Here is an 11,867-nt window from a genome sequence, read left to right as displayed (position 1 = left end):
TATTGACTACACATATGTGTGCATTTAAAATGACGACATGTCAAATGAGCTGCCGAAATGCCAGGAATCGCGTCGTCCATATCGACTGGGGAAGCGCGCCAAATCGCGCGAAGAGACGCGAAAGCGAATCGTCGAGGCGGCCATCGACCTCCACGGAAGCATTGGCCCCGCGCGAACGACTGTGGCGCAGATCGCGGAGCGGGCGGGTGTGCAGCGGCACACCTATTATGCGCATTTTCCGACCGAGTGGGATTTGTTCCTTGCCTGCTCGGGCACTTCGCTCGCACGCGACCCGCTGCCCGACCCGGAGGCGTTGCGCGGTGTGCCCGCAGGCGGCGAGCGCGTGCTGGCGGGACTGACGCGCTTATACGAATGGTTCGCGCGCAACGAGCAGCTTGCCGGCTGCGTCCTGCGCGATGCCGAACATCACGAACTGACCCAGCAGATTACGGCGCTGCGCATGACGCCATCGTTCGAAGCTGCCGCGGCCATCATGAGCGAGACTCTCGGTCCGCGCGCCGGTTCCCTGCTGGCGGTTGCGCTCGCCTTTCCGACATGGCGAACGCTTGGGCAAATGCTTGGGTGCGCGGAAGCGGCGGAGTTGATGCGCGATGCCATTTTGGGGGTCGACGGCGACGAAGCGGAACCAGCGGCGCGCTCGCGCATCACATAGCTATGCGCCTTGCCATCGGGGGGCTATTCGGACACGCGACTATATATGGCCCGCCGCCTGGCGAGGCGAGGAAAGGGAAGAGGGATGAGCGAACCGATCGTCACGGTCGATATCGGCGGCACCCATGCGCGCTTCGCCATTGCCGAAATTGCAGGCGGTCGGTGCGTCTCGCTCGGCGAAGCGACGACGCTGCACACCGACGACCATGCGAGTTTCCAGACCGCCTGGCAGGATTTCGAGCAGCGGCAGGGCGGTAGTTTGCCGAAAAGCGTCGCCATCGCCATCGCGGGGCCGACGCGCGGCGAAATTATCCGCTTTACCAACAACCCCTGGATCATTCGCCCCGCGCTGATCGGCGAGAAGCTCGGCGTCGACCACTATACACTTGTCAATGATTTCGAGGCGGTGGGCCATGCCGCGGCGCAGGCGGGAAGCGAATATTTCGAACATCTTGCGGGTCCCGACCAGCCGTTTCCAGAGCGCGGGACGATCAGCGTCATAGGCCCCGGCACCGGGCTTGGCGTCGCGCATGTCTGGCGCGACGGCAACGATTATCGGGTGCAGGCGACCGAGGGCGGGCATATCGATTTCGCGCCGCTCGACATCATCGAAGACGCGATCCTCGCCCGGCTGCGCAAACGCCATCGCCGCGTGTCTGTCGAGCGCGTCGTGTCGGGGCCCGCAATTGTCGATATTTACGAGACGCTTGCGAGCATGGAAGGCCGCGCGGTCGAACAGCTCGATGACCGCGAAATCTGGACGCGCGGGATGGAAGGGAGCGACAGTCTCGCCGCGGCGGCGATCGACCGTTTCTGCCTGTCGCTGGGCAGCGTCGCGGGCGACCTCGCCCTCGCGCAGGGGGCGAGCGGCGTGGTGATTGCCGGCGGTCTCGGCCTGCGGATTCGCGATCAGCTTGTCCGGTCCGGCTTTCCCGAACGCTTTGTCGCAAAGGGGCGGTTCGAAAATTTCATGGCTGCAATCCCGGTCAAGCTGATCACCCACCCGCAGCCCGGCCTGTTCGGCGCGGCAGCGGCATTTGCGCGGCAGTACGGCTGAAAAATTCCGCTGGCGAAAGGCCGCGAAAATCGGCAGCTAGGGCGCATGAGTACACGCCCCGTCCTCGGCATCATCGCCTGCAACCGCATGGTCGGGACCGAGGTCGCGCAGACGGTTATCAACCGCTATGCGACAGCGGCGATGCGCTATGCCGATTGCGCGGCGCTGATCGTCCCGTCGCTCCCGGAGTTGATGCATGCTGACGAGATCGTGGGTCGGCTCGACGGCGTTCTGCTCACCGGGACGCCGTCGAACATCGAACCTGCGCGCTATGGCGAGGCGGATGCGGGCGAGGGGCCGTTCGATCCCGACCGCGACCGCATGATGCAGCAGCTGGTCGATGCGGTGATTTCGGCGCAGCGGCCGCTGTTCGGCATCTGCCGCGGCTTTCAGGAGATCAACGTCGCGCTCGGCGGGACCTTGCGCCGCGATACGTCGGCAAGCGGCGACCTTTTGCCACATCATGCGCCCGATGGCGTCGATTTCGACGCGATGTTCGATCATCGGCACCGCGTCGAATTGGTCGAGGGGGGGCTGCTTGCAACCGCCTATGGCGACACGGCGCTCGACGTGAACTCGGTTCATTTCCAGGGAGTCGGCCGGCTTGCCGACGGATTGACAGTCGAGGCGCACGCAGCCGACGGGCTGGTCGAAGCCTATAGTGCTCGCCCCAACGGCGCGCCGCTGCTCGCTGTGCAGTGGCATCCCGAATGGCAGACTGATGACAACTCACAAAACCAGACCTATTTTCGTCTGCTGGGTCGCGCGCTAAGAGGCGAATTATGAACCGCCGCATCACCCGCTATAATCGCTATCTCGCGCGGCTTGGCTTTTCGCCCTGATCGTTCGGAGTCCGGCTCTACCCGTTCCCGAAATTTCAGGAGTTCAGACATGCCCCGCAATCACGACATCGCCGAACTGCGCCGTCTCGACGTCGCACACCATCTTCCCGCGCAGGCCGACTGGGCCGAGATTGAGGCTTTGGGCGGCAGCCGTATCATCACCCATGCCGAGGGCGCCTATATCACTGATGGTGACGGCCACCGCATCCTCGACGGTATGGCGGGCCTCTGGTGCGTCAACGTCGGCTATGGCCGCGAGGAGCTGGTCGAGGCGGCGGCGGCGCAGATGCGCGAACTGCCCTTCTACAACACCTTCTTCAAGACCGCGACGCCGCCGACGGTGACGCTCGCGGCCAAGATCGCCAGCCTCACCCAGAACCGCCTGCCGCATGTCTTTTTCAACGCCTCGGGCAGCGAGGCGAACGACACGGTGTTCCGCATGGTGCGCCATTATTGGAAGCTGAAAGGCGAGCCGAAGCGCACCGTCTTTATCAGCCGCTGGAACGCCTATCATGGCTCAACCGTCGCGGGGGTCTCGCTCGGCGGGATGAAGGCGATGCACGCGCAGGGCGATCTGCCGATCCCCGGCGTCGAACATGTTCGCCAGCCTTATTTCTTCGGCGAAGGCCAAGGGATGAGCGAGGAGGAGTTCTGCGACGCCTGTGTGCAGGCGATCGAGGACAAGATCCTGGAGGTCGGCCCCGAAAATTGCGCGGCCTTCATCGGCGAGCCGGTGCAGGGCGCGGGCGGCGTCATCATCCCGCCCAAAGGCTATTGGCCGAAGGTAGAGGCCGTGGTGCGCAAATATGGCCTGCTGCTCGTCGCCGACGAAGTCATCTGCGGCTTCGGTCGCACCGGCAAGATGTGGGGGCATGAGGTGATGGGGTTCACCCCCGACCTGATGCCGATGGCGAAGGGATTGTCGTCGGGCTATCTCCCAATCTCGGCGACGGCGGTCGCGAGCCACGTCGTCGACATGCTCAAGACCGGCGGCGACTTCGTCCACGGCTTCACCTACTCGGGGCATCCGGTCGCGGCGGCGGTCGCGCTCAAGAATATCGAGATTATCGAGCGCGAGGGGCTGGTCGAGCGGACAGGGAACGTGACCGGTCCGCATCTGGCGAAGGCGCTCGCGACGCTGAACGATCACCCGCTGGTCGGCGAAACGCGCTCGATCGGGCTGCTCGGTGCGGTCGAGATCGTCGCGGACAAGGACAGTCGCGCGCGGTTCGGTGGCGCCGAAGGGACTGCCGGACCGATGGCGCGGGACGCTTGCATTGCGAACGGGCTGATGGTGCGCGGCATCCGCGATAGCCTGGTCATGTGCCCACCACTCATCATCACGACCCAACAGATCGACGAGATGGTTGCCATCATCCGCAAATCGCTCGATGAAGTGATGCCCAAGCTCCGTGCGCTCTGAACCCGAAGGACCAACTCCCTATGCCCTCTGGCCTTTTTGCCCTGCTCGACGATGTCGCGACGATCGCCAAGGTGGCGGCGGCGAGCGTCGACGACATCGGTGCCGCGGCATCGCGCGCGGGGGTGAAGGCTGCCGGGGTGGTGGTCGACGATGCCGCGGTGACGCCTCGCTACGTCACCGGCTTTACGCCCGACCGCGAGCTGCCGATCATCTGGCGGATCACCAAAGGATCGCTGTTCAACAAGCTGGTGCTGATACTGCCGGCGTTGCTGCTGCTGTCCGAGGTCGCGAAATGGGCGATCACACCGCTGTTGATGCTCGGCGGCATCTATTTGTGCTTCGAGGGTGCAGAAAAGGTTTGGCATAGCTTTCACAAGCCAAAGCATACGCTGGCCGAAAAGGCCGCCATCGTCGCCGACAAGGACCATGAAGAGTCGATGGCCAAAGGGGCGATCCGCACCGATTTCATCCTGTCGGCCGAAATCATGGTCATCGCGCTCAACGAAGTGCTTGCCGAGCCGCTTGGTATGCGCGCCGCGACGCTGGCGCTCGTCGCGGTGGTGATCACCGTCGCGGTCTATGGTGTCGTCGGATTAATCGTGAAGATGGACGACATCGGCCTGCATATGGCGGGGGCGGGATCTTCGCTTCGCCGCTCGGTGGGGCGGGGGCTGGTCAATGTGATGCCAAAGCTGCTTGCCGCGCTTGCGACGATCGGTACCGCCGCGATGTTGTGGGTCGGCGGACAGATATTCCTCCACGGGCTCGACGAATATCATATCGGCAATATCGGGCACGGCTTACAAGATTTCGCCCATGGCGTGGCTGGCGGGCTGCCCGGCGCGGGCGTGTGGGAATGGATCATCAACGCTGCGGGCGCGGGGCTGTTCGGGCTGGCGCTCGGCGGAGTGATCGTCGGGATGCTGCACCTGGTGCCGGGAAAGGCCAAAGCGGCCGCTGCACACTGAACGCGTTGTTTCGGCCTTATTGGGGATATGCGATCGGCGCCGGATGATGTCCGGCGCCACCAAGGGTCAAAGATATTTCTTCGTCACCAGCTTCGCGCCCTCGTCTTCGCGCAGCCCGACGCCGATTGACGCGCGCACGGCGTCGCTTTCGGAACTGGCGACCGGATAGGCGCAATAGTCGGCGGCATAAAAGGCGCTCGGTCGATGGTTGCCCGACAGGCCGATGCCGCCGAAAGGCGCCGCCGAAGACGCGCCATTGGTAGGCCTGTTCCAGTTGATCACCCCGGCACGCGCATTGGCCCAGAATTGGTCGTACAGCTGCGGCGTCCCGCCGATCAGCGATGCCGAAAGGCCGAAGCTCGTATTGTTCGCCTCGGCAATCGCGGCCTCAAAGCTGTCGACGCGAACGACCTGAAGCAACGGCCCGAACAGTTCGACATCGGGGCGCTCGGCCATGCCGGTAACGTCGATGATTCCAGGAGTCAGGAAAGGGCGATCGGCGATGGGCCGCGACATATGGCGGACGACGCGGCCGCCGTTCGACATCAGGATCAGGAAATTCTCGGTCAGATGATCCGCCGCCTCATTGTCGATCACCGGCCCCATATAGGGGGCGGGATCGGCATGCGGGTGGTCGACGATCAGCCGTCCGGCGAGTGTCTTGACCTCATCGAGCAAAGGTTCGGCCAGTCCCTGCTTGACGATCAGGCGGCGCGCGTTGCTGCACCGCTGACCCGCGCTGAGAAAGGCCGACTGGACGACAAGAATTGCCGCGGTGTGCAGGTCGGCGGTGTCCCACACGATAATCGGGTTATTGCCGCCCATTTCGAGCGCGAGCATCTTGCCCGGCTGCCCTGCAAACTGACGGCTGAGGGCAACGCCGGTCGTCGCCGATCCGGTGAACAGCAGACCGTCGATCGCCGGATGCGCCGCGAGCGCCTTACCTTGTTCGGGGCCACCGACGACGAGGCGGAACACCTCTTCGGGCACGCCCGCGCTGTGGAACAGCTCGACGAGCTTGGCGCCGACCGCGGGCGTCTTTTCGGACGGCTTGAACACGACCGAATTGCCTGCGAGCAATGCGGGAACGATATGTCCGTTGGGCAGGTGCGCCGGGAAATTATAGGGACCCAGTACCGCGAGCGTCCCGTGCGGCTTGTGGCGAACCGCATTGCGCAGGCCCATCGCGCCTTCGATGCGGCGGTTCGGCGTGCGTTCGGCATAGGCCTTGATCGAAATATCGACCTTGTTCGCAACGCTTTCGACCTCGGTCCGCGCTTCCCACAAGGGCTTTCCCGTTTCGCGCGCGATCAGGTCGGCGAGCGTCTCGCTTTCGGCCTTCACCCGGTCGACGAAGCGGCGCAGCGTCTCACTGCGATAGGTGACGGCCTTCGACGCCCATTCGGGCCACGCCCGTCGCGCGGCTTCGACTTCGCGGTCAACATCGCTCACCGCGCTGCGCCACAGTTCTTCGCCGGTTGCGGGTTCGAAAGAAATGAGCGCGTCGGTCATGGTTGACCGCCTCTTATCCGCGAAATCGGGGTCGGGCAACCGCGGCCGCCACGGACCGCTTGCACCCCGGCGCGTCGTTCGCGATAGACAGGGCCGAATCCGCTACACCGGCGGGCGCGCAAAGGGGAAGCAATATTTCGGCGATGCAGGACGGAGAGCGCGACTGGACCGACCGTTACTGGTGGTCCGCCGACGGAGTGCGGCTGCACGCGCGTGTCTATGACGGACCGCCGGAAGCAGCCCCTGCGCCGCCCATCCTCTGCATGCCCGGCCTGGCCCGCAATGCCCGCGATTTCGAAACACTTGCACCGCATCTCGCGCGGCGGCGGCAGGTGGTCGTCGTCGAGTTTCGCGGACGCGGCGAAAGCGCTTATGCAAAGGATCCGATGACTTATGTGCCGCTGACCTATGTTCAGGATGTGGCGGCCATGCTCGACGAATTCGGCCTGTCTCGGTTCGCCGCAATCGGCACGTCGCTCGGAGGGCTGGTCGCGATGCTCATCGCGGCGACCATGCCGGGCCGTCTTGTCGGCGCGGTGCTCAACGACGTCGGGCCCGAGCTCGAGACTGCGGGGCTCGAGCGTATTCGCGACTATATCGGCAGCAGCGGCAGCCAGCCGACCTGGATGCACGCGGCGCGGGCTTTCTCCGAACTCAACGGCGCGATTTATCCCGATTATCGCATCCACGACTGGTTGCGCGTCACCAAGCGGACGCACCGGCTGACGCCGGAGGGGCGAATAGTCACCGATTATGACAAGCAGATCGCGGCGCCGCTGCGCGCGCCGGGCGGCGCCGAGGCGGGGGTCGATCTGTGGCCCGCCTATCACGCGCTGGGCAACGCGCCGGTACTGATCCTGCGCGGCGCGCTGTCGGACATATTATCGCAGCGTGCCGCGCAGAAAATGGCTGGCGAGCTGCCGAACGCCCGGCTCGTCGAAGTTCAGCGCGTCGGCCACGCGCCGACGATGGACGAACCCGAAGCGCGCGCGGCGATCGATACATGGGTCGCGGGGCTTCCGGGCGAATGATGTGGACCGGCGAATATGCCGAACGCGAGGGGCCATTTCGCATCATTCACCTCCATTCGAGCTTTTCGCTGGGCGGGAAGGAGGCGCGTGCCGTCCGTTTGATGAACCTGATGGGCGAGCGGGCCGAACATACGATCCTGTCGGCGGTTCCCGGCGCGCTGGATGCGCGCGACGCGATCGCCCCGGGTATTGTTGCGCATTTCCCGACCGATGCTCCACCGCTCGCGGGGCGGCCTTCGCTTGCGCGTTTCCGAAAGTTGGCGGCCTATATCTATGATTTCGACCTCGTGCTCAGCTATAATTGGGGCGCAATGGACGGGGCGATGGCGCACCGTCTCTATTGGGACCGCTGGTGGAACATGATGCCTCCGTTTCTCATCCACCATGAGGACGGGTTCAACGAAGACGAGAGCGTCAAGCGCAACTGGAAGCGTAACCTGTACCGCCGCCATGCGCTGCGCACCGCGTCAAGGCTGGTCGTCCCCTCGGAACTGCTGGGCGGGATCGCGAGGCGGGAATGGAAGGTTCCAGCCGATCGTGTCGAGTTGATCCGCAACGGGATCGATGTCGGCTCCTATGCCCGTGGGCCATCGCTATCGATTCCAGGATTCGAGCGGACAGACGGCGAGGTCGTGATCGGCACCGTGGCGGGGCTGCGCAAGGTGAAGGACCTTCCGCGCCTCGTACGCGCAGTGGCTACGTTGCCCGATCATGTGCGGCTGGTCATCGTCGGCGAGGGGCCGGAGCGGGCGGCGATCGCGGCCGAGGCCGAGCGTTGCGGAATAGCGGATCGTGTGGTGCTCGCAGGCTTCATGCCCGAACCTGCACGATGGATCGGGCATTTCGACATGCTCGCCCTGTCGTCGCTGAGCGAACAGGCGCCGATAGCGGTCATCGAGGCGATGGCGGCCGGTTTGCCTGTCGTCAGCCCGGATGTCGGCGACGTCGCCTCGATGGTGGCGCCGATCAACCGGTCGTTTGTGGTGGCTGGCGAGGCGGAGTATCGTGCAGCCCTTGCGCAGATGGCGGCGGACGCCGGACAACGCAGGCGCATTGGTGAAGCCAATCGGGCCGCCGCCGCCGAGCGCTTTGACGAAACAAGGATGGTCGCGAGCTACCAAAAGCTCTATGCTCGCGCGCTTGATGGATATGATGTTTTCACTGGGCGTTTCCTAGGCATTGATTGACATAGCGAGCCGCGTGCCGCTTACGGAAACGGCAAATGGGGGCTGGCACCGCCAGGGCGCCGGCGGAGAGAAAGAGGTTTAGAGTGTTCAAAGGTTTGAAGCCCATTCTTTACGGCGGGCGTGAAGTGTGGCCGCTTGTCGAAGGCGGAAAAGGCGTTTCGGCAACCAATCATATGTCGAGCGGCGCATGGGCTGCGGCCGGAGGCATCGGGACCGTTTCGGCGGTCAATGCCGACAGCTATGACGCCGAGGGCAAGATCATTCCGCAAGTCTATCGCGCGCTGACGCGAAAGGAACGGCATGAGGAACTGATCCAATATGCGATCGACGGTGCCGTCGAACAGGTCAAGCGCGCCTATGACGTCGCGAGCGGCAAGGGCGCGATCAACATCAACGTGCTGTGGGAAATGGGCGGCGCGCAGCGCGTGCTCGAAGGCGTGCTCGAACGCACCAAGGGCCTTGTCACCGGCGTCACCTGCGGCGCGGGCATGCCCTACAAACTCAGCGAAATCGCCGCGCGGCACAATGTCCATTATCTGCCGATCATCAGTTCCGCACGCGCCTTCCGTGCGCTGTGGAAGCGCGCCTATCACAAGGTTGCGCATCTGATGGCGGCGGTGGTGTATGAGGACCCCTGGCTTGCAGGCGGTCACAACGGCCTGTCGAACGCAGAAGATCCACGCAAACCCGAAGATCCTTATCCACGCGTCAAGGCGCTGCGCGACACGATGCGCGCCGAAGGCATCGCCGACGATGTGCCGATCGTCATGGCCGGCGGCGTCTGGTATCTGCGCGATTGGGAGGACTGGATCGACAATCCCGACCTTGGCCAGATCGTCTTCCAATATGGCACGCGGCCGCTGCTTACCGAAGAAAGCCCGATTCCACAGGAATGGAAAGACCGGCTGCGCACGCTCGATGAAGGCGATGTGCTTCTTCACCGTTTCTCGCCGACGGGCTTTTATTCGAGCGCGGTGCGCAATCCGTTTTTGCGCGATCTCGAAGCGCGGTCGGAACGTCAGATTCCCTATTCCAAGCAGGAAGCGGGCGACCATGTCGTTCAGCTCGACGTCGGCGTGAAGGGCAAGAATTTCTGGGTAACGCCGCACGACCGCGACCGCGCGCGCGATTGGGTGGCCGAGGGCTATACCGAAGCGCTGAAAACACCGGACAATACGGTCGTTTTCGTCACCGACACCGACAAGGCGGTGATCCGCAAGGACCAGGCCGACTGCATGGGCTGCCTGTCGCATTGCGGTTTTTCGGCGTGGAAGGACCATGACGATTATTCGACCGGCTATCTCGCCGATCCCCGCAGCTTCTGCATCCAGAAAACGCTGCAGGACATCGCGCACGGCGGCGACGTCGAACAGAATCTGATGTTCGCGGGCCACGCCGCGTTCAACTTCAAGACCGACCCATTCTACTCGAACAATTTCACCCCGACGGTGAAGCAGCTGGTCGATCGGATTCTGACGGGGGATTGATCTTCTTTCGTCGCCTCCGCGAAGGCGGTGCCGCAGGGCGCCTTGCCGAGCCGTGCTGCGTAAACCGATAGCGGCCCGCCTTCGCCGAGACGTGGCGCCTTAAACCCATCCCTCCAGCACCTGGTCGGGCGGCCGGTGCCCGTCGCACCAGGCGCGGATATTGGCGATCACCTTTTCGCCCGACGCCTCGCGCCCTTCGATCGTGGCGGAGCCGAGGTGGGGGAGGAGTACGACATTGTCGAGGGCGAGGAGGTCGGGGTCGACCGCGGGTTCGTGCGTATAAACGTCGAGTCCTGCGCCCGCGATGCGGCCGGTCTTCAATGCCGCGATCATCGCCTTTTCGTCGACGATCTCGCCGCGTGCGGTGTTGATCAGATAGGCCGTGCGCTTCATCGCGGCGATGCGCGCGGCATTGACCATTTCGTGCGTTTCGCTGGTGTGCGGGCAGTGAATCGTCACCACGTCGCTGATCCTGAGCAGCGTGTCGATGCTCGCATGATAGCTCGCACCGAGTTCTTCCTCGACAGCGGCGGGCAGGCGCTTTCGGTTGTGATAGTGGATCGACAGGCCAAAGGCACGCGCGCGCCGCGCGACGGCGAGGCCGATGCGTCCCATGCCGATGATACCGAGCAGCTTGCCGCCGACGCGGTGGCCGAGCATCGCGCTCGGCGCCCAGCCTTGCCATTTGCCGGAGCGCATCAGTTTCTCGCCCTCGGCGAGCCGGCGCGGGACCGACAGAATCAGCGCCATCGTCATGTCGGCGGTGTCTTCGGTAAACACTCCCGGCGTGTTCGACACCATGATGCCTTTGGCGCGCGCCGCCGCGAGGTCGATATGGTCGACCCCCGCGCCGAAATTGGCGATCAGCTTGAGCCGTTCGCTTGCGGCGTCGATGATCTCGGCATCGATGCGGTCGGTGACCGTCGGGACGAGAACGTCGCAATCGCTCACCGCGGCCTTCAATTCATCGACCGTGAAGGCGTGGTCGTTTGCCGACAGCGCGACGTCGAACAATTCGGCCATGCGGCCCTCGACATGTGGCATCAACTGGCGGGTCACGACGACGCGCGGGCGCTTGGGTCGAGGGGAGTCGGTCATGCGCGTCGATAGAGCGCGCCGACGCGCGGGGGTCAAGAGGGCGAGGCGCATCGCGGCTGTGGATGAATGCCTTCGAACGCGCGGCGAACGGTTGAAAAGCCGGGCCGATTTTGACAAGGCTGGGGGATGACCCGCCGTCTTATCGTTTCAGCGCTTGCGATGATCGTCGCCGCAGGACCGGCCGTGGCACAATCCGATCCCGAACTGCCCTATTGGGCATCGATCAATGTGGACGAGGCGCGGATGCGCAAGGGACCGTCGCCCGACGTGCCGGTGATATGGGAATATCGCCGCAAATATCTGCCGGTGAAGGTCGTCGCGCGTCACGAAAACTGGCGCAAGATTGAGGATCCCGACGGTACGCAGGGGTGGATGGCGGCGCGGCTGCTCAGCCGCGCGCGCACGGCGATCGTCACCGGCGAGGTGCGACCGATGCGCGAATCCGCCGATCCGGCCGCACCAATTGCCTACCGCGCCGAACCCGGCGTCGTCGGGCGTATCAGCGATTGCAAGGACGGCTGGTGTCTGTTCGACGTCAAAGGGCGCAAGGGCTGGATTCAGACCAGCCATATTTGGGGCGACTGAGCGCG

11 protein-coding genes are annotated in these 11,867 nt (G+C 64.2%); 9 read left to right on the top strand and 2 right to left on the bottom strand.

All coding sequences use genetic code 11. The features are described 5' to 3' along the window. Window positions 1–37: 37 nt before the first annotated feature. The 5 genes from JI743_RS03775 (at window position 38) to JI743_RS03755 (ending at window position 4,962) form a co-directional block, all read left to right on the top strand. A complete protein-coding gene (locus JI743_RS03775; RefSeq protein WP_201926073.1) occupies window positions 38–673 on the top strand; it encodes a TetR/AcrR family transcriptional regulator in 636 nt (211 codons plus the stop codon). Window positions 674–757: 84 nt separating this feature from the next. After that, window positions 758–1,729, top strand: coding sequence for a glucokinase (gene glk / locus JI743_RS03770; RefSeq protein ID WP_201926070.1), 972 nt, complete (start codon window positions 758–760; stop codon window positions 1,727–1,729). A gap of 45 nt (window positions 1,730–1,774) precedes the next feature. Beyond that, entirely contained in the window at window positions 1,775–2,515 is a 741-nt protein-coding gene (locus JI743_RS03765; RefSeq protein WP_201926068.1) for a gamma-glutamyl-gamma-aminobutyrate hydrolase family protein, read from the top strand. Between the two features lie 105 nt (window positions 2,516–2,620). Beyond that, entirely contained in the window at window positions 2,621–3,994 is a 1,374-nt protein-coding gene (locus JI743_RS03760) for an aspartate aminotransferase family protein (RefSeq protein ID WP_201926066.1), read from the top strand. 20 nt (window positions 3,995–4,014) lie between these two features. Further along, window positions 4,015–4,962, top strand: a complete 948-nt coding sequence (locus JI743_RS03755) for a DUF808 domain-containing protein (protein WP_201926064.1) — start codon at window positions 4,015–4,017, stop codon at window positions 4,960–4,962. Between the two features lie 66 nt (window positions 4,963–5,028). On the opposite strand, the gene astD is transcribed toward JI743_RS03755, so the two are convergent. Continuing rightward, a complete protein-coding gene (astD, locus tag JI743_RS03750) occupies window positions 5,029–6,474 on the bottom strand; it encodes a succinylglutamate-semialdehyde dehydrogenase (RefSeq protein WP_201926062.1) in 1,446 nt (481 codons plus the stop codon). A gap of 143 nt (window positions 6,475–6,617) precedes the next feature. Between astD and JI743_RS03745 the strand changes: the two genes are divergently transcribed. From JI743_RS03745 to JI743_RS03735, 3 genes are all read left to right on the top strand, one after another. Continuing rightward, window positions 6,618–7,505, top strand: coding sequence for an alpha/beta fold hydrolase (locus tag JI743_RS03745; protein WP_201926060.1), 888 nt, complete (start codon window positions 6,618–6,620; stop codon window positions 7,503–7,505). Continuing rightward, on the top strand, window positions 7,505–8,692 hold the full coding sequence (locus tag JI743_RS03740; protein ID WP_201927273.1) for a glycosyltransferase: 1,188 nt from the start codon (window positions 7,505–7,507) through the stop codon (window positions 8,690–8,692). The genes JI743_RS03745 and JI743_RS03740 overlap by 1 nt, the downstream gene beginning before the upstream one ends. A gap of 83 nt (window positions 8,693–8,775) precedes the next feature. Continuing rightward, the gene (locus JI743_RS03735) at window positions 8,776–10,179 is read left to right on the top strand and encodes an NAD(P)H-dependent flavin oxidoreductase (protein ID WP_201926058.1); all 1,404 of its coding nucleotides are present in this window, start codon (window positions 8,776–8,778) and stop codon (window positions 10,177–10,179) included. A 99-nt stretch (window positions 10,180–10,278) separates the two neighbouring features. On the opposite strand, the gene JI743_RS03730 is transcribed toward JI743_RS03735, so the two are convergent. Continuing rightward, window positions 10,279–11,277, bottom strand: a complete 999-nt coding sequence (locus tag JI743_RS03730; protein WP_201926056.1) for a 2-hydroxyacid dehydrogenase — start codon at window positions 11,275–11,277, stop codon at window positions 10,279–10,281. Between the two features lie 126 nt (window positions 11,278–11,403). Between JI743_RS03730 and JI743_RS03725 the strand changes: the two genes are divergently transcribed. After that, complete coding sequence (locus JI743_RS03725; RefSeq protein ID WP_201926054.1) at window positions 11,404–11,862, top strand: SH3 domain-containing protein; 459 nt, start codon at window positions 11,404–11,406, stop codon at window positions 11,860–11,862. Window positions 11,863–11,867: the final 5 nt, after the last annotated feature.

It is taken from the genome of Sphingopyxis jiangsuensis (assembly GCF_016734905.1).
Classification (GTDB): Bacteria; Pseudomonadota; Alphaproteobacteria; order Sphingomonadales; family Sphingomonadaceae; genus Sphingopyxis; species Sphingopyxis jiangsuensis.
Note: the sequence above shows the minus strand (reverse complement) of the source record. Positions and strands in the feature narration are given on the sequence as shown.